Annotated in this window: 18 protein-coding genes; 4 read left to right on the top strand and 14 right to left on the bottom strand. The window is 36.6% G+C overall.

What is annotated here, in order from left to right; genetic code table 11:
• The first annotated feature begins 55 nt into the window (after nt 1–55).
• Entirely contained in the window at nt 56–769 is a 714-nt protein-coding gene (locus FERPE_RS02880) for an AAA family ATPase (RefSeq protein ID WP_155804087.1), read from the top strand.
• 149 nt (nt 770–918) lie between these two features.
• Here FERPE_RS02880 and FERPE_RS02885 read toward each other — a convergent pair whose 3' ends face one another.
• The 14 genes from FERPE_RS02885 to FERPE_RS02955 all read right to left on the bottom strand — a co-directional run bounded on the left by FERPE_RS02885 (nt 919) and on the right by FERPE_RS02955 (nt 12,948).
• Nucleotides 919–1,524, bottom strand: coding sequence for a CPBP family intramembrane glutamic endopeptidase (locus tag FERPE_RS02885; protein WP_169312190.1), 606 nt, complete (start codon nt 1,522–1,524; stop codon nt 919–921).
• A gap of 89 nt (nt 1,525–1,613) precedes the next feature.
• The gene (locus FERPE_RS02890) at nt 1,614–1,811 is read right to left on the bottom strand and encodes a hypothetical protein (protein ID WP_014451185.1); all 198 of its coding nucleotides are present in this window, start codon (nt 1,809–1,811) and stop codon (nt 1,614–1,616) included.
• A 2-nt stretch (nt 1,812–1,813) separates the two neighbouring features.
• The gene (locus tag FERPE_RS02895) at nt 1,814–2,455 is read right to left on the bottom strand and encodes a hypothetical protein (RefSeq protein WP_014451186.1); all 642 of its coding nucleotides are present in this window, start codon (nt 2,453–2,455) and stop codon (nt 1,814–1,816) included.
• A 464-nt stretch (nt 2,456–2,919) separates the two neighbouring features.
• Nucleotides 2,920–4,095, bottom strand: coding sequence for a CPBP family intramembrane glutamic endopeptidase (locus FERPE_RS10825; protein ID WP_014451187.1), 1,176 nt, complete (start codon nt 4,093–4,095; stop codon nt 2,920–2,922).
• Nucleotides 4,096–4,140: 45 nt separating this feature from the next.
• Nucleotides 4,141–4,533: a hypothetical protein gene (locus FERPE_RS02910; RefSeq protein WP_014451188.1), complete on the bottom strand. Its 393-nt coding sequence runs from the start codon at nt 4,531–4,533 to the stop codon at nt 4,141–4,143.
• 333 nt (nt 4,534–4,866) lie between these two features.
• Nucleotides 4,867–6,231, bottom strand: a complete 1,365-nt coding sequence (locus tag FERPE_RS02915) for an NCS2 family permease (RefSeq protein ID WP_014451189.1) — start codon at nt 6,229–6,231, stop codon at nt 4,867–4,869.
• A gap of 88 nt (nt 6,232–6,319) precedes the next feature.
• Nucleotides 6,320–6,547, bottom strand: coding sequence for a hypothetical protein (locus FERPE_RS02920; protein WP_014451190.1), 228 nt, complete (start codon nt 6,545–6,547; stop codon nt 6,320–6,322).
• Nucleotide 6,548: 1 nt separating this feature from the next.
• The gene (locus FERPE_RS02925; protein ID WP_014451191.1) at nt 6,549–7,679 is read right to left on the bottom strand and encodes a DegT/DnrJ/EryC1/StrS family aminotransferase; all 1,131 of its coding nucleotides are present in this window, start codon (nt 7,677–7,679) and stop codon (nt 6,549–6,551) included.
• 20 nt (nt 7,680–7,699) lie between these two features.
• The gene (locus tag FERPE_RS02930; protein WP_014451192.1) at nt 7,700–8,896 is read right to left on the bottom strand and encodes a hypothetical protein; all 1,197 of its coding nucleotides are present in this window, start codon (nt 8,894–8,896) and stop codon (nt 7,700–7,702) included.
• A 26-nt stretch (nt 8,897–8,922) separates the two neighbouring features.
• Nucleotides 8,923–9,579 (bottom strand): RadC family protein, encoded by a 657-nt coding sequence (radC, locus tag FERPE_RS02935; RefSeq protein ID WP_014451193.1) that lies wholly within the window; start codon nt 9,577–9,579, stop codon nt 8,923–8,925.
• On the bottom strand, nt 9,542–10,183 hold the full coding sequence (locus FERPE_RS02940) for a Maf family protein (protein ID WP_014451194.1): 642 nt from the start codon (nt 10,181–10,183) through the stop codon (nt 9,542–9,544). The genes radC and FERPE_RS02940 overlap by 38 nt, the downstream gene beginning before the upstream one ends.
• 16 nt (nt 10,184–10,199) lie before the next feature.
• Nucleotides 10,200–11,138, bottom strand: coding sequence for a ribonuclease (locus tag FERPE_RS02945; RefSeq protein ID WP_014451195.1), 939 nt, complete (start codon nt 11,136–11,138; stop codon nt 10,200–10,202).
• Nucleotides 11,139–11,156: 18 nt separating this feature from the next.
• Nucleotides 11,157–11,774, bottom strand: a complete 618-nt coding sequence (locus FERPE_RS02950) for an MBL fold metallo-hydrolase (protein WP_014451196.1) — start codon at nt 11,772–11,774, stop codon at nt 11,157–11,159.
• Between the two features lie 37 nt (nt 11,775–11,811).
• The gene (locus FERPE_RS02955; RefSeq protein ID WP_014451197.1) at nt 11,812–12,948 is read right to left on the bottom strand and encodes a CD0519/CD1768 family membrane protein; all 1,137 of its coding nucleotides are present in this window, start codon (nt 12,946–12,948) and stop codon (nt 11,812–11,814) included.
• Nucleotides 12,949–13,159: 211 nt separating this feature from the next.
• On the opposite strand from FERPE_RS02955, the gene rnr reads away from it, so the two are divergent.
• Genes rnr through FERPE_RS02970 form a run of 3 tightly spaced genes read left to right on the top strand, consistent with a single transcriptional unit; the run spans nt 13,160 to nt 18,139 of the window.
• Complete coding sequence (rnr, locus tag FERPE_RS02960; protein WP_245530443.1) at nt 13,160–15,466, top strand: ribonuclease R; 2,307 nt, start codon at nt 13,160–13,162, stop codon at nt 15,464–15,466.
• The gene (gene ligA / locus FERPE_RS02965) at nt 15,414–17,432 is read left to right on the top strand and encodes an NAD-dependent DNA ligase LigA (protein ID WP_014451199.1); all 2,019 of its coding nucleotides are present in this window, start codon (nt 15,414–15,416) and stop codon (nt 17,430–17,432) included. The genes rnr and ligA overlap by 53 nt, the downstream gene beginning before the upstream one ends.
• Nucleotides 17,429–18,139: an IspD/TarI family cytidylyltransferase gene (locus FERPE_RS02970; protein ID WP_014451200.1), complete on the top strand. Its 711-nt coding sequence runs from the start codon at nt 17,429–17,431 to the stop codon at nt 18,137–18,139. The genes ligA and FERPE_RS02970 overlap by 4 nt, the downstream gene beginning before the upstream one ends.
• Nucleotides 18,140–18,174 lie beyond the last annotated feature (35 nt).

Genomic DNA, 18,174 nt, shown 5'->3' on the forward strand with positions numbered 1-18,174 from the left:
ATGCGAGGTTTTAGAGCCTTGAAATTCTATAAATATCGGTTCGTTTGGTATAAGCTTGAATATATCACCGACTAATTCAAATATAGAAGAGGTTATCTCATTACCGGAAAAGTTGAATAAGAGAGTTGTCGTAGCTATCGATGAATTTCAAGAGATCGCAAATATAAAAGAATTCGATTTGCTTGCGATTTTCAGGAAAAAGGCTCAGTTTTTTCAAAATACAACATTCTTATTCGCTGGTAGTCGAAGACACGTTATGAGGGATATCTTTTCAAATCCAGAAAGACCTTTCTATAGATTCTCTAAGATAGTAAATATCGATGTACTTGATAAGACTGAAACAGTGAACTTTATAGAGTATAAGTTCAGGTCAAGTCTGATAGATATCGTTAAAGATATTTGTGAGATGATCTACGATATATCAGAAGGGCATCCGTATTATATACAGTATCTTTCATATACGTTGTGGAATGTCATTAGTCTCAAAAGGCGTTCACGTTGTGAAATAGAAGATTTCAACGAAGCCTTGAATCAAGTCTTATACTCAGAACACCCGATGTTTGAAATGCTATGGGATTCTTTAACGCCAAATCAAAAGACGGTTTTAAGAAATATCGCATTTGATAAATCGCCGTACGATTTGCAAATGAGTGCCGGGAGTGTGAAAAGAGTTATCGATACACTTGTGAAAGCTGATGTTATCGAAAAGCGGAACGAAAAGTATAAAATAATTGATCCTATGCTAAGATTGTGGCTGAAAAAAGAATAAAAAATATTTCATTTTATGCTCATGAAACTTTTCGGTAGTAACTTAAGATTTTTCAATTCAAAAGATATCCGCACTTGTATGAATTAGTGCGGATGATTATTAAGTACAAAGTATTAAGATAATAATATTGATACCTTCTTTTGCAACTATCATGTCAATTTCAATTCTTCAACTTCTTCTCTGTTGACCTTATGCCTAAGGATGTAATCCAGAAAAACATAAATAACTTGGAAAACTGTAATTAGAAGAATAACAAAAATTCCATCCCTAACGTCAGATTTCAAGCATTTAGCAAAGAAATGGTTTACAGAAAAATGTGCACCAAGAGATGTCCAAAAACTTTGTCGTGAATCAAGCAAGTATATGTATAACAATCCAGCAGAAAAATAGTAAGGTACCTGTATCATATACAGTTGAAAATCACTCATCCCATTCAAACCAATACTACCAAGCCTGTTATTGTGAAGTATTGTAAATAAGAACAGAGAAAATAAAAGTGCAAAAGTGTTATTTAAAGTTTTACTGAAACCTTTGTAAATAAAAACTCTCATAGTTAATTCCTCATAAAACGAAAACACAAATACTTGCAATATTCCTAACCATAATGGCCATCCTTCAATTATGTCTACTTGCATTTTTACGTAATATAATGAAACGTTATTCATCCAAGGAAGAAGTATTACTATAATGTGTGTAAGAAACGGTACATATAATCCAAATAATAGCGACCCAATTGGTTTCTTTGTAAACAGCAAAGAAATCTCTCCAAAATAATTTTTCAAACCTTCCTTACCTTTCGAAATGTATACAAGAAGTATCGATAAAAACAAGTAAAAAACAACATTCACAAGAGGTTCAATAAGACTGTAAATAAAGTTGAGCATGTTATCTTCAAAAACGGTGAGCCGATACTGCGTTCGAAAAGTTTTCCACCGTTAATTAATGTTTCTATAGAAGAAGCTACATCCCCACTATAATCCAGCCATAAAATGATAGCAACTATAGAAATTGTGTAAAGTAATGCTTGCTTTAATTTACGCATATTTAATTACCCCTTTCGTGAGTGTTGATTTCTTGAAAGAGCGATTTGGGAAATATTTCCCCCGAATCGTCTACTTGCAATCCTATCTTTGATAAACCTGTACCTGGATAATAATGTCTTAACTTATTGTCTCCTCTGATTTTGTAAGTAACCCTTGGAGCATAGTAAATCCAGTTTACCTTAGAATCGTTGCAAGAACCATAAAAAGCGTATTCTAAGGACTCACCAGGTTTAAGTATACAAGGCAATTTTTGGCTTACGTCAACGAATGTTATATATTTATTTACATTACCAAATATTTCAATATCTGCTTGTGTAACGTTCTCAATTTTTTCTCTGAAAAATGGTAATTCTTTATCTAATTTTTTGAAGAGTACGGTATTAGTCTGACCTTCACTTCTGAAGACTACTAAACTTGCTTGCTCTGGGGTACTCCCTATAAAGGTTACATCCATTGGATATTCGTACTCTTTATTTTCAAACGTAAATATAATTTTTTTCAAATTATACTCTTTACCTGGTTGAACATCTTTATATGAGAATCTTAAATAATACAAGCAGGAGTACAAATCTGGAAATATTATCTTAGAAATATCAACAATTTGTTGTTGTGATATTTTTATTCTCTTACCATCAGCACACACCACTTCTTTAAAAGATAATTTTTTGATACATCTTTTCTTCCGAAAACTTCTATTTGAAAGTCTTGAAAACCTTCGATACCTTTTTGGATTGTGTCATTGTCTAAGATACCCGTTCTTACCCTTGAGAAATTAACAGAACGAACACTGACATCGTTTGGAGGCTCAATTACGAAATGCTTGCTTCCAATATATCCTCTTCTGAGATAAATTGAACCTCGATTCCATTTAGCAAAAATTATTCTGCTACCGATTTCTCCGGATGCGATGAGCACAAAGACATTAATAAGTAAAACGAGAGAAAAAAACTATAGTTGATAAATGTTTAAGAATAAACCTTTTCATGCATCTACCCCCTACAAAAATCCATACCAAGCCCGGATACCGGGCTTGGTTTGTTTAATTATTGTTAGACTTCAAAATTTATTTTAAGGTTTATAATCAACCAAACGGGACATGATTATTACTCAGTTTTCTCCATGATACAGTTTGTAATATCTTATAGAGAAGAGAAGTATAATAATATACAGGTAAACTCTCCAGAAAGCAATAAACGAAAGACTAAAATTGGCTGGACAAAAGTTTGTAATTAAGGAAGAAATACTGAAAGCCAAAAAATTATAAAGTGTATCACTGACTCTAATCAGAAGTATCAGTACAAGAGAGACTACCAATAATATTTCAAATGCTGTTGCCTTCTGTATTATTCCTATTGAAAACACTGTGGTGGATGATATAATAATTAATATGCGCTCAAGTTTAGGAATAACGTTGTCTTTTAAAAGTATTAGATACGGTAAAGTATACATAAATATCAGCTCTAGATAAAAAGACCTCGGTGAAAATGTTCTAAGAACAAAAAGCGAACAAAAGTATAGAAGATTAATATAAGAATAAGTTACTAAGGTTCTCTTGATTTGGGTTGTTCCGATAAAATGAAAAAGAAAACAGAATATTACAGCGGAAATTAAATATAAACAAATGATCAAATCAACCTTTTTTTCATCGTAATTTTGAGTAGAAGATAATATTATGGACGTAGGTAATAATATGTATGGAATTTGAAAAATCATATTTGTTATCAGATTTGATATTTTTCTACTCTTTAAACTTAGTTTAAATGATTCCAAAGTTACCGGTGTTTTTTTTACAGAAAAATAAACAATAAATATCGCCATGATAAAGTAAACCACTTGAGATGTCGAAAATAAGGCTGAGAAGGAATTATCAGGTAAAAATAGCAAAAAATTATTATTCAAAAAGTGCATAAGAGAGATTATCAAAATAGAATTTGTGAAGTCATATACAACGGTTAAACCGAATCCGTGAATAAATAAATGAAGTAGAAGTATAAAATTCGGATAGTATTGTATATGTGCAAGTGAAAATATAATCGAAGAAACAACGGCGCTGAACATGGCGCTGTTGTTTCTTTTTAGGTATGTATAAAGTTTCACTCTGAATATGAATTCTTCAAGTAAAACGAGAGCAAATTCTAGAAAAAAATTATTTTCACTAAAATTCTCACTAAATCTGTTAAGTTTGCTAAAATACGTCAAAAGTATAAAAATAACAAATGTATAAATAATATTCTTTTTTAAACTTTCTAAAGCATCTACCGATACTTCTCTATTCGAATTCATTTTATCACCACAACTGAAGCATTTATGACAGCATTGTTTTAGGTCCTAATCATTTAATGATTTATTGGGTAAAGACATTGTTATATGAGATACTTCATAGATTCTTTCTATAGACATCGTACTGGAGAGAACAAGGTAATTATATTTTATCATCTCGTTGTACTCCTTCGCATTCTCCACACAATCTTCTACAGAATCACCAATTATTCTAACTAAATAATCACAAACTTTTCCACCAATGTACTCTACAACAAATTTAACTATAGCAATAAATATTTTTCCTGTTGAATTAGGCGAATGCATGTTCTTAACATAACTAATGTTTACTTCATTAAACGTCTCTGTAGAGATTTTTAATATGTCGGCTTTAACCACTGAAGGTACATACAAACCAAGAACGCATAAAAAAACAATCGTTACTATTTTCTCAATTTTCACTTTCTATCCCTCCTTAATTTTAATCTACTAAACCGCGGTTTAGTGTACACACTTATTTTAGTACATACCGTGCCATTCATCAATCTTAATTACAGGCTAAAAAAAAAACATTATTCCAGTTTATATAACTTTTTCGTTCATTTACTCATCTTTATTAAGTAATTGAAATGTAACTTCAATTACGAGAAGTCAGAGTTGCAAATTGAAACTTGAAAAACACACACCATAGAGCATTATAAATCTAAGTAATCGAGCAAAATATTAAATTATCCTGCTATAATAAATAAAAAGTCCGGAATTAATCCGGACTTTTTTCCTTTTCGTTTGTTTTAATTATTCCCTGAAGAATGTTAGATAAGCCACAAAAAGTATCGCAAGAAACCAAGTAAACCAATGTACTTCTTTTCTTTTTCCAGAGAGAGTTTTTACTATTGGATACGTGATGATTCCGAGAGCGATACCGTTAGCTATTGAGTACGTGAATGGTATCATCGTAAGCGTTACAAACGCAGGAACTGCATCCGTTATATCATCCCACTTGATACTCATCAAACTTTTGACCATAAGAACACCAACGAATATAAGTGCTGGAGCAGTTGCAGCAGCTGGAATTGTCAATGCAAGTGGTGAGAAGAATAACATTGCAAGCATGAGTAAAGCAACGACAACTGCCGTTAAACCTGTTCTTCCTCCAACTGCTATACCGGTGCTACTTTCAATGTAAGTCGTAACTGTCGATGTCCCAAAGAGTGCACCTACAACGGTTCCTATAGCATCCGCGAGATATGCCCTTGTGCCTCTTTCTAATTCTCCGTTCTTCTTTGTGAATCCTGTTCCCTCAGCAAGACCTGTTAGTGTCCCGAGTGTATCAAAGAAGTCAACAAAGAAGAATGTGGCAACAACGACCCAGAAGGTTCCAGAAAGAAGGGTTTGAGCATCGAACTGCAGTTTGAAGAATGTAGGAGATATGTCGGGAATCTTTCCTATTATTCCTTGATATTGAGTTACGTTGAAAAGAGGAGTAGCTCCAATTATAGTTGTAAGTATGATACCAAGGAGAATCGAACCTGGAACGTTTAATGCGAAAAGAACTACAGTTATAAAGAAGCCAAGAATCGCCAATAATGTATGAGGTCTATTTAAATGTCCAAGTGTGACGGCAGTCACAGGGTCAGGCATTACGATTCCTGCGTTTTTAAGACCTATAAGTGCTATAAAAAGGCCTATACCGGCACCTGTTGCTGCCTTAACCGGTTGTGGAACGGCTCTCGCTACAAATGCTCTCGCGCCTGTAACCGTCAGAAAAACAAAGATAAGTCCTTCAATGAAGACAGCTGTTAAAGCTAACTGCCAAGGAATTCCAAGTTTTAAACAAACCGTGTAGGTGAAATACGCATTGAGCCCCATACCAGGTGCAAGTGCGAATGGGTAATTCGCGTAAAGTCCCATAATGAGTGTTGCAATAGCACCACCTACGATGGTTGCAACCATAAATGCACCATAGTATGAGTTGTAAAGAGCTTGGTCAATAATCTTACCTGTTTGGTCAAAAACTCCTGGGACTGCTTGAACTAGGATGGAAGGGTTGACAAAGACGATGTATGCCATCGTCAGGAAAGTGGTAATACCGGCTACAACTTCTTTGCGAACCGTAGAACCTGCTTGTGAGATACCGAAATACCTGTTGATACTCTCCATACTCTTTTCCCCCCACGCTAAGATTTTGGGAATTTTTGCTGGGAAACTTTTTCTTTTTTTTGTCTGTTTCCCAGCTTGGTTTTTATACTTATTTCAACTTAATTTTTGTTCTGTTTTCAAACTCTACAACAACGCCATCAACTATTATATGGTCAATGTCAGTGCCTTCAACCATTTGAATAATGGCGTCTTCAAGGTCCTTTCTCTCTTTGTTGAGTTCTTTTATGGTTTCTTTGACTCGCAGGTATCTTCTAACAAAGTTCTCTAATGTCTGTAAAAATTGTTCTTTCTGTGCATCACTAATAATTTCTGCCATCTTATAACACCTCGCTTATCTTTTCTACTACAAACTGAATTTCTTCATCTGTAAGTTCTGGAAATATCGGGAGCGCAAGTGTTGTCTTAGATAATTTTTCTGCGACAGGAAAATCACCTTGTTTGTACCCATACTCAGCGAAACATTTTTGTAAATGCAAAGGTAATGGATAGTAAAGTGCTGTTCCAATTTCATTCTTCGTTAGGTGGTCTCTGACTCTGTCTCTTGTTTTTTCGTCTTCGAATTCAACAACATATTGATGGTAAACGTGGCTTCTGTAACCTTTTTCTTCAACCTTTGGATACTTTATTGGGAGTTTCTTTTCTTCAAAAAGTCGTTGATATGTTTTCGCTATTTCTATTCTCCTTTGGGTCCATTCTTCTAAGTGCCTAAGTTTGATGCTAAGTATTGCAGCATGAATTGAATCAAGTCTTGAATTGTAGCCTATCATTTCGTGATAATACTTTTTCTTAGAGCCATGTTGTCTAAGCATTCGTGCACGTTCAGCAAGCTGGTCGTCATTTGTCACTATCGCTCCTGCATCTCCATAAGCTCCAAGGTTTTTAGTTGGGAAAAAAGAAAAAATGCCAATATCGCCAAAGGTTCCTGATTTTTTGACAATATTGCCGATTTTCCCTTCGCTTCCTATAGATTGTGCGGCATCCTCCAATATTTTAACACCAAACTTTTGTTTTAGGAAGTCCAATTTTTCAAAATCAACAGTGCGACCGAATAGATGTACTGGGATTACAACTTTTATCTCTTCTTTCTTTAACACTTGTTCTACCTGGTTCAGGTCTATGTTGTAAGTATCGGGTTCAACATCGACAAATACAGGAATACCTCCGTTGCGAACAATACACGAGGCAGTAGCAAAGAAAGTGTAAGGAGTGGTTACAACCTTTTCACCCTTTTCTATTCCAATAGCATGGAGCGAAATAACAAGCGCGTCACTACCGTTAGCTACCCCAATTGCATGTTTAACATCTAAATATTCTGCAAGTTCTTTTTCAAACTTTTCAACACTTGGTCCAAGTATAACTCTTCCATCCAAAATAACCTGGTCGATCGCATCCAAGACTTCTTTTCTTATTTTTCCATACTGTCTTGTCAGATCGAAAAGTGGAATCATATTAGCACCTCCATAAGACCTTATCGTTTTGATGAATAGTTAATTTTGCAATGTTCTTCTGAGAAAACTAGCCTTACAAATTCAGTACTACGGAAGCTTATGTAAATATCATATCCTGGATTCTTTTCGATAAAATCTAAAATACCTTTATTTTCACTAACTGGCTGAAAATCCCTTGGCAGGTGAATGAACTGTTCCATACCTATTTTGGACTGCTTTAATGGTTTGGCGTAAATTTGGTATTCGCCGACTTGAACTTCAAAAGCTTTTAAATATTGTTCAGCAATTGTTCTATTGTTCATATTGTAATAAAGCATTCCCAAAAACAACTTACCTTCAGGGCTTTTTTCAAATTTTCTTATTTTGCTTAAGTCAACTTGGTACCCAGCTAGAAATTTCCTTGCCTCGATTGCCAACTGACCAAATACACACCATTCAGGAGCAGTTATAGTTTCACCTCTGAGATAGGCTTTGTGAACATTCAAACACGTATGGTTTTGGATAGGATAATCCCGGCTACTGTCAATGTAAACACCTAAGAGAACAACCAACGTAGCAAATCCTCTTTCACGCACAGCAGTGTTTAAGCTTTCCTCTGTTGCCTTGTTAAGATACATTTCGTAAATAAGGTTCCATAATGATGATTTTCTTGCTAACAATGTTAATATTTTCTCTATGCCATCGCACGTTCCTTTTAATAGTTCCCTTTCAAGTAAAAGCAACAACGGGTAGATTTGTTCAGGATTGTTTTTTAAGAATGTAATAGCCTCTTGTGATATATCTTCTCCGTTGTACATAGCTGATAAAAGCCTGTTATAGTTCGCTTCGATTCCACTTGCTTGTTGGAAGGATTCTTTAGCCTGTGATATATTTCCTTCAAGTAAGCGAATTAAACCTTCGTAAATAATCTTCCAATTAATGTTTGTGACTCTCGTCATGAAAGTTTTGAGAGTCTTAAGTACATCATCTATGCTTGCATCGTAATCTTGAAAGTTTATATCATAAAGCGTTAGACTTTTGCCTTCGGACAAATGAGCTGTGGTAACTACGCTTTCTCGAAGTTTTTTGATAGTTTCTTCGTCAACAGTAGATGGCTTTTGCTTATCTGTCTTCTTTTCCTTAAGCAACCCTTTCTTTTTCAAGTCTTTTTCGAGTTCCTCTTTAAGTTTCATAAGGTTTCTTAACTTATCGTCTTCGTTTTCGAAACCGCCAGTCATATCATCACCTCTTGTTCTGAATAGACTTACTTCAGGCGTTGCACAATACTGTAGTATGTGCTTCCTATAATTACGTGGTCATGGACAGTTATACCCAAGACTTTACCGGCCTCTACCAGACGTTTGGTAATTTCTATATCATCTGCGCTCGGAGTAGGGTCCCCAGACGGATGGTTGTGGACTATAATTACCCCATGTGCATTTCTCGCAAGTGCTTCTCGAAATACATCACGTGGATGGGCAATTGATGTCGTTAACGTACCTCTTGAAATATCGGAAGAACCGATGATTCTAAGTTTTGAGTCTAAGAATATAACTCTCACAACTTCTTGAGGAAAGTTCTGCATATCTAAGCAGTACTGAAAAACTTTTTCTGGAGAATTTAAAGGTCCTTCTGAATTCTTTACCTCTTCTTTTGCTAAGCGTTTTGCTATCTCTAAAGCGGCAATGAGTGTAACTATCTTCACCATTCCCAAACCTTTTACTTTTCTCAAATCTTGCACCGTGGCCCGCGATAGTTTATATAAGCTTTTCCCGTTTTGTTCGAATATTTCTTTTGCAACAGTCATCACATCCTTGTTTTTTGTTCCTGTGCGCAAAAGTATTGCAAGCAGTTCTTCTGTACTGAGGGCTTGTGGACCCTCCTTAAGTAATTTTTCCCTGGGACCATTTTCGAGTGGCATATTTTTGGATAACCCCCCTATCCAACAAAACCTGCCAAAGCTTTGGTACAGGTAATCCAACTACATTTGTATAATCACCAATAATTCTTTCAACAAAAACACTGCCAAGTCCTTGTATGCCATAAGCCCCAGCTTTGTCTAATGGTTCACCTGTTGAAATATAGTATGAAATTTCCCAATTGCTAAGCTGTCTGAATTTAACTTCTGTTTCTTCGAAAAATGTTATCTCTTCACCTGATATTTTAACACAGACTCCAGTAAAAACTTTATGCCAATTTCCTGAAAGCCTTCTAAGCATTTTTTCAGCTTCACTTTCATTGGATGGTTTTCCAAAGATTTCCCCATCTAACCATACAATTGTATCAGCTGTGATAATAGCATCGACCTCGTCAAACCTAAAATGATAGCGATTTCTGTAGGTATTTAGTTTATTGAAAACAGCTTCACATTTCAGTTTGGCAAGTTCTGTAACTACAACATCGGGATTGTATATTTTCCCATCCGGTACGTCTTCAGCGATATCTGGTTTTACAATCTCAAATGGCAAACCTAATAAGGAGAGCAACTGTATACGCCTTGGAGAAGAACTCCCGAGTATAATCAAATATATACCTCCCCGATTACAATCTCAAATCATACCAGATATTTCTGATGTTCATATTGTAATCTTTGAACTTATCTTTTGAACACACAACACCCTTGATCTCTCTTGCAAGTCCTAATATCAGCTCATCTGCCGGTGAATGATAGTAAGTGCGTTTGTAGTTAAAATATCTCGTATGAAACTTGTATTTAGCATTTGCATCGAAAACCAAATAAAATGGAAAGTAAGTTTGGTCTAATTTTGAGATTAATTCCAAAAGTGCATCTATCCTCTCTGGACCTCTAAGTTCAGAAGCAAGAAGTATGTTGTTTCCATCTATAACCACGGGAATTGTTTTTGATTTTGAGTTCAACACTTTCCATACATATGGATGCACTTTGTTTTTTATTTCACTTTTTTCTATAGGGCTTAGGTAATCAACAAAATCATTTATCCAAAGGTATTCTTCAAGGTTTTCGGGTTTAACTTTGAAAATCTCTTCCTTCACATCCCTCAAAAATGTGTCTTTTTCAATACTTTCCAGTGCATACAACTGAAGGAAATTTTCCAATTTTGCTTCTTTGAGCTTTTGGCGCTTTTTTGCAAGAAAAGCTTTGTAGTTTTCAACTTTCTCATTCGGGAACGGATACGTGGAAGGCTTTGACCAAAAGAGAATTTCGAAAAGAACGTATCGGGAAAGCTTGTTTTTCTCAAACTCTGATATCTTAATCTCAATACTTTCTCGGATTGTAAAAAGACTGTCGAGCAGGAATGACAAAATAATAGGATTGATTCTTCTCAATCCTTGCTTGTTGGGATGTTCTAGATTTTTTGTGAGCACTTCAACCTTTGCTTTGTCCAAAGCTTTGTAATTCTTCAAAATATCCACAATAACCTTTCGTTTGATTTCCAGGCTTCGTAGTCGTTCCAAGTAAGCTTGGTCATATATATCCGCGTTCCGAAACGATTTTAACAAACTACCACTTCCTGGATTTTATTTGAAGAACGGATTTATTTCGAACAATCTTTTTATAGTAACTATATCACCATGTCCTGGACAGATATACCAATCTTCTGGGAGAGTTTTGAATAGTCCTCTCAATCTTTTTATCGTTGCTGTCATTTGTTTTCTCATTTCCGCTTGTTCTAATTTATCTACATACAAATCGACCCTGCCAATTGAATTGGAAAATACAACATCACCTGTGAAGATAACCCCTTCAAAGATTATTATCCTTGAACCAGGTGTGTGACCAGGTGCAACAATTGTTTGAAAATATTCATCTATATTATACCACTCCACCTCAAAAGCGAAAGGTTCCGTGAAAAATGCCGATAGGTTTGATATGGGGTCCGTGAGTGCAATGCTGTCTTCTGGAGAAATGTATATTCTGTCAAAATCGATTTCAGGAAGCCCACTTATGTGGTCATAATGACCATGTGTGATTATAACGTCAACTTGTCTGTCTTTCTTAACTTTTCCGCCTATACCGAACCCAGGGTCTATAAGGTAAGTTATACCATCTAAATTGAATTTATACGTGCTGGTTTCGAACTCTCCTGACGTCTTAAGTATTTCGATTTGGGAAAGACTAAGCTTTGCTAGGTTCATTGGATAACCCCCCTTTGGAAATAGCATCCTTGAACTGTTAAAAGAATATTCTGTAGAGAATGTTTGCTGAAAATCCAGCGACTAATCCTCCAATTGTATGCGAAAGAATAGCCTTGCTTGTAAGATAACGATAACCCAGAGCATCCATCATGCCAACATGCGTACTAAGGTATCCACTCCAAGTCATACCAACTGCTGTAAAAACAGCAACATCACTTGGCTTGATAAGCCCATGTTCGAGAAACTTGGGAACCAACGCAAGTGCTGCACCTGTTGAACCAAGACAAGTTATTGGAAATGCGATAAGCTGTGGACTATCAAACCCGAAGAGGATTTTGATGGGCCAATATATGAGCTTTCCAAGTTTATCAAACAAAGCGATACCTTCATACGCTAAACCCTGATATCCTGTGGAAGGGTCTTTTGGTCCAAATGTTAGCATCATAACCAAAGTACTTATAACAAGTACACCTGGAATTATGCCGAGACCTATGTCGACCCCTGTCTTTCCCCCGTCGAGCATAGCTTCTAAGAACCTTTCAAATGCATTTCCTTCGCGAATATCTCGTAAATGGGACACACTCTTTTCCACTTCTTTGTGAACGCTTCCCAAACGTTTTTTGGTCGATATCGAAAATAATCTAACGCTCACAATGCTTCCAATCACTGTTCCTACGTTTCCTATAATAACAGCTGGTAGTAGATTAACACCAACTTTGCCACCTTGGGCAATAAAGAAAGTTGACACTATCATTCCCATTCCAAATGATGTTCCAAGATTACAAAGTAAAGGTTCCTGCCATTTTTCAAAATGTGATATGAAGGATTTATCTTTGGCAAGCGCTATTATCGCTGGGTTATCCGAAAAGTATGTAGAAATTATGCCCATTGCCGCGATACCTGGAAGACCATACAATGGACGCATAAGTCTATCAAGTAGTAAGTGAATCCAATGAACAATTCCAAACTCGTAAAGCAAACTAGCAAAAGCTCCTGTTAATACTGCCACAGCCATTATAAAAAAGACAGTATTCAGCAAAAGGTCATGAGCGGTTGCCATAAGAGTTTTAAAAAAGTTGGCACTACCCATCACAGATATAAATACCCAGAAAAAGATAATTACTACAGTCAAAAAGACAAAGCTCTCTAGTGAAAAGATGTGTTTCTTTTGCACACGTATACCTCCCTGACTTTTTTAATTTTGTCCAAGCTCTACTGGAAGTCTATCATCTAAAAGAAACATAGTCAAAAGTGTTCTGGTAGGAAAAATCCTGGTCGTTCAGTAATTAATCGTCGTTTGGTATTTAAAGTTTTATGAGATTCAACGCCGCTTAGGTATGATATAATTGACAGTAGATTAGCGAAGAAGACAATAAAGGAGGGAAATTTTTGTGTTAAAAAAACCAGAACTGAAGAAATTTTTCAAGTCGCCCGATTACACCCCTATGACTTTCAAAGAGTTGTGCAGACATTTTGAAATTAGTGACCCTAAAGAAAAGCAAAAACTAAAGTTTATGTTGGAGGATTTGGTAAATCAGGGTTACATATTCAGAGGTGACGACGGAAGATACACGCTAACGAAAGGTAATTTGCTTACTGGGATTATTGAATTCACCAGGAGTGGAAATCTGGCTTTTGTAACAACGGATGAAGGTCAAGAAATCGCAGTACCAGTTGAGAAAACGAATTTTGCAATGCACAAAGATAGGGTCTTGGTCCAAATCATAGGCAAATGGTATGAATTACCTGAAGGACGTGTTGTGAAAGTACTTGAGAGGGGTATCAAACAGTTCGTAGGAGTTTTTCAAACCCGAGGTCAATTCGCATTTGTGATTCCAGATGACCCAAAATTGCCAGTAGAATTCAACGTTCCTATTGAGGAGATAAACGGCGCAAAACCCGGTATGAAAGTTGTTGCTGAGATTATTAGATATCCATCTGCAACAAAGTCTCCTCAAGCACGTGTAGTAGAAGTTTTAGGAAGGGTTGAGGACCCCGCTACTGACTTTCCTACAGTAGTAATAAAACACAACCTGCCTGTTGAGTTTCCAGAGGAAGTGCTTAAAGAAACGGCACAACTACCGGATTATGTTCGAGAGGAAGATTTGGAAGGCAGGTGGGATTTTAGAGATGAAGTTATTGTCACGATAGATGGACCTGATGCAAAAGATTTCGACGATGCAGTGCAGGTGAAAAAACTTCCAAATGGGAATTACCTTCTCGGTGTGCATATTGCCGATGTATCTCACTATGTAAAGCCTGGAACTGCACTTGACAACGAGGCATATAACAGAGCAACAAGTGTCTATTTAGTCGATAGGGTAATTCCTATGCTACCTTTTAAACTTTCTAATGGTCTATGCAGCCTAGTCCAAGGCGAGGACAGGCTTGTTATGTCTTTGATTATGGAAATTAACAAACAAGGAGACGTTGTCGATTACAAAGTCGGAAACGGAGTAATTAGAAGCTACAGAAGACTTGTATACGATGATGTTAATGCTTTCCTTGAAGGAAAACCTGAAGGCGATAAGCTCAAGGATTTGGCAGAACATATATATTTGATGAAGGAATTAAAAGATATCCTACGAGAAAATAGAAGACGAAGAGGAGCTATACTTGATATCGAAGGTGATGAAGTAAAGATTATCCTGGATGAAAAAGGTCATGCAATTGATATTATTCCAAGAAAGCGAGGCGAATCCGAGGTAATCATTGAGGAGTTTATGATTAAGGCAAATGAAACAGTTGCTGAAATATTCCACAACGCGGGAATTCCATTCCTTTACAGAATTCACGAGGAGCCAGATTTTGATACAATGCTTCAGCTGAAGAATTATCTAAGCGCACTGGGAATTAAAATGAAATTACCACAAAATATACACCCTAAGATTTTGCAAGAGCTTTTGGAAAAAACAAAAGACCATCCGCTAAGAAGCAGTATACAAAGACTTTTGGTGCGTTCTATGAAGCGTGCAATATATTCACCAAGCAACGTTGGACACTTTGGACTTGCATCGGAAGCTTACACACATTTTACATCACCAATACGAAGGTATCCGGACTTGATAGTTCACAGATTGTTGAAAATGTACCTCGAAACTGGTGGAGCTATTCCAAGGAAGGAAATCAAGAAGTTAGAAAAGTACCTTGCAAAAGCGGCAGTGCATTGTAGCAAGAGGGAAAGGGTTGCTGATGAGGCAGAATGGGACTACGAGGCTCTGAAGAAGATTGACTACATTTCAAGACATATTGGTGAAATATACGATGTTGTTGTCACATCGGTTACAAAATTTGGTATGTTTGTAGAGATACCGGACAAATACATCTCAGGCCTTATTCATGTTTCAACCCTCGATGATTATTACTACTATGATGAAATTAAGAGCTTGCTTATTGGTAAGCGCACAGGAACTGTCTACAGAATCGGTGATATGCTAAAAGCCAAAGTAGTAAGAGCAGACAAAGTGAGGATGGAAATTGATTTTGAAATCGCTTCAGATAAGGATTTAAAGAAGATAAAAAAAGATAAGTCAGATGAAAGTGTCAAAACAGAATCTGATACCGAAATAGAAAAACTCCTCGAAGGTGTTAAGATTAAAGAAAAAGGAGCGAAGAAAAAAGGTAAAAGAGGGGATAGCGATGGTTCCGGAAAAAATAAGGGAAGAGGTAGAAAGACTAAGAAGAGAGATTGAGTATCATAACTATCGTTACTATGTTCTGGCGAGTCCTGTCATTACTGATGAAGAATACGATAAGTTAATGCAAAGACTTATCGAGCTTGAAGAAAAATACCCAGAGCTCAGAACTCCCGATTCGCCAACCCAGAGGGTTGGAGGTCAACCTATTGAAGGCTTTGAAACAGTCGAACACAGCGAACCTATGCTTAGTTTAGATAATACTTACAACGAAGCTGAGATTTTGAACTTTCATGAGCGTGTTAGAAAAACTGTAGGAGATGTCGAATACGTTGCAGAGCTCAAGATAGATGGTGTTTCAATTGCACTTAGATACGAAAATGGTCTACTGGTGAGAGCTATCACAAGAGGTGATGGAATAAAAGGTGACGATGTAACCGCCAATGTAAAGACCGTGAAATCTATACCTCTAAGACTGCCTGAACCGCTAACTATTGAGGTTCGTGGAGAGATATTCATGCCGGTGAGTTATTTCGAAGAATACAACCAGCAGAGGGAAGAAGAAGGGCTAACACCATTTGCAAATCCAAGAAATGCAACAGCAGGGACGTTGCACTTATTGGACCCTGCCGAGGTGGCGAAGAGAAACTTAGATTCTTTCATGTATTACATTGTTAAACCACAACAATACGGATTGAAAACTCAATGGGAAGCTTTGGAGTTTCTTAAAAAATTGCACTTCAAAGTGAATCCACATAGCAAGTTGTGTAAATCTATAGAAGAAGTTATAGAGTATTGGAGAAACTGGTCTAAGGAGAGGAGCAAGCTTGAATACTGGGTTGATGGTGTTGTCGTAAAAGTCAACGACTTTGCAAAACAGAACGAGTTAGGTTGGACTGCGAAGTCTCCTCGCTGGGCAATTGCCTTTAAGTTCCCAGCACAACAAGCAAGGACGAAGATTATAGGGATTACATACCAGGTGGGTCGAACCGGAGTGATAACTCCTGTTGCTGAATTTGAACCTGTGGAACTTGAAGGAACTATTATCAAACGTGCTTCGCTTCATAATTTTGACTACATAAAAGAGAAGGATATAAGAATTGGAGATTACGTGTTAATTGAGAAAGCTGGTGGAATAATACCACAAGTCGTTCATGTGGTTAAGGACCTAAGAACTGGTCAGGAACAACCTGTAACAGTTCCCGATGAATGTCCTGTATGTGGTGGACCTGTAGGAAAGGAGTCGAAGGAGTATGTTGCATACAAGTGCCTTAATCCACACTGTCCAGCGAAACTCAAAAGGCATCTGGAAGTTTTTGTATCAAGACAAGCTCTTGACATTCAAGGCTTAGGACCGAAGATTATTTCAAAGCTCGTTGATGCCGGATTAGTCAAAGACATCGCAGACATATTTTATCTCACCATCTTTGACCTTGCTCAAATCAGCGGGTTAGGTCCAAAGATGATAGCAAATATATTGTCAGAGATTGAGAGGGCTAAATCTGTAAGTCTTGAGAGATTGATTGTTGGACTTGGAATTCCTGGAGTTGGCGAAAGAACAGCAAAGATACTAGCAAGGAAATTCCGCTCGTTGGAAGAACTAGCAAACGCATCGATTGCAGACTTGCTTTTAGTGGAGGGAATTGGTGAAGATACGGCAAAAAGTATATATGATTACTTCAAACTGCCTAAAACAAAGGAGATAATAGAAAAACTAAAAAAAGCCGGCGTTAATATGAAGAGCAACATCGAAGTTAAAGAAGATGTTTTATCAGGACTGACCTTTTGCGTAACGGGAACCCTCAAAAACTTTTCCAGGGAGGAAATAAAGCGGTACATCGAGTCATTGGGTGGACATTACACTGATAATGTTTCAAGAAAAACCGACTACCTTATTGTTGGCGAGAATCCTGGCAGTAAACTTCAAAAGGCACAGAAATTTGGAGTTAAGACCTTAACAGAAGATGAGTTTTTGCAATTGGTTGAAGAAAGAAAAAAGAAAAAGGGTGAACAGCAAAAATGAGTCAAAAAGCATACGCTCTTTTAATGTTCGGGGGCATCGGTTCCCGATTTGGTTGGGATAAACCTAAACAGTTCTACGTTATCGACGAAATTCATAAAAAAACGTTATTACAGCTCGTTGTTGGAAAGTTTGTAGATTTTAACCTTTTTGATAAAATAGTTATTGTCTGCCCTGAAAAATATTTTAATGAAACCAAAAAGTTGCTAAGTGAATATGGCAGTTTGCTCGATTTTGTGGTTGGTGGGGATACGAGGGAACATTCTGTTTGGAATGGATTGGTTTTCTTAGAAAATTTTGCAGGTGAAGAAGACATCGTTGTTATTCATGACGGTGCACGCCCTCTCATAAGTAAAGAAATTGTTCAAAAGAACATAGAGTATGCCAAACATTATGGTGCTGTCGTAACGGCAATCAACGTAACTGATACGATTAGTTATTCCGAAAATGGTGAAAGGATAGATGAAATAATTCCACGCAGTAAGGTATTCATTCATCAAACACCGCAAACTTTTAAGTACCGTATCATTAAAGATGCTATGGAATCATGTTTGGAGATTCTTCACACATTTACTGACGAAGCATCAATAGTTACAGCATCTGGAATTGATGTTTACTACGTCGGTGGTAGCAAGATAAATATAAAGGTTACAACTCCAGAAGATGTGATTTTCGTTAAACGACATTTGAATGATAACAGCCTTGTCTGAGGTAAATCATAATATTAATCTCAGGAGGAGATTTG

This window comes from Fervidobacterium pennivorans DSM 9078, from assembly GCF_000235405.2.
Taxonomy (GTDB): domain Bacteria; phylum Thermotogota; class Thermotogae; order Thermotogales; family Fervidobacteriaceae; genus Fervidobacterium; species Fervidobacterium pennivorans.

Bases quoted from the DNA above. Each gene is read 5' to 3' on its own strand.
- FERPE_RS02890 (WP_014451185.1), bottom strand. From the start codon at position 1,811: ATGCGTAAATTAAAGCAAGCATTACTTTACACAATTTCTATAGTTGCT.
- FERPE_RS10825 (WP_014451187.1), bottom strand. From the start codon at position 4,095: ATGAATTCGAATAGAGAAGTATCGGTAGATGCTTTAGAAAGTTTAAAA.
- FERPE_RS02915 (WP_014451189.1), bottom strand. From the start codon at position 6,231: ATGGAGAGTATCAACAGGTATTTCGGTATCTCACAAGCAGGTTCTACG.
- FERPE_RS02920 (WP_014451190.1), bottom strand. From the start codon at position 6,547: ATGGCAGAAATTATTAGTGATGCACAGAAAGAACAATTTTTACAGACA.
- FERPE_RS02925 (WP_014451191.1), bottom strand. From the start codon at position 7,679: ATGATTCCACTTTTCGATCTGACAAGACAGTATGGAAAAATAAGAAAA.
- FERPE_RS02930 (WP_014451192.1), bottom strand. From the start codon at position 8,896: ATGACTGGCGGTTTCGAAAACGAAGACGATAAGTTAAGAAACCTTATG.
- radC (WP_014451193.1), bottom strand. From the start codon at position 9,579: ATGCCACTCGAAAATGGTCCCAGGGAAAAATTACTTAAGGAGGGTCCA.
- FERPE_RS02950 (WP_014451196.1), bottom strand. From the start codon at position 11,774: ATGAACCTAGCAAAGCTTAGTCTTTCCCAAATCGAAATACTTAAGACG.
- ligA (WP_014451199.1), top strand. From the start codon at position 15,414: ATGGTTCCGGAAAAAATAAGGGAAGAGGTAGAAAGACTAAGAAGAGAG.
- FERPE_RS02970 (WP_014451200.1), top strand. From the start codon at position 17,429: ATGAGTCAAAAAGCATACGCTCTTTTAATGTTCGGGGGCATCGGTTCC.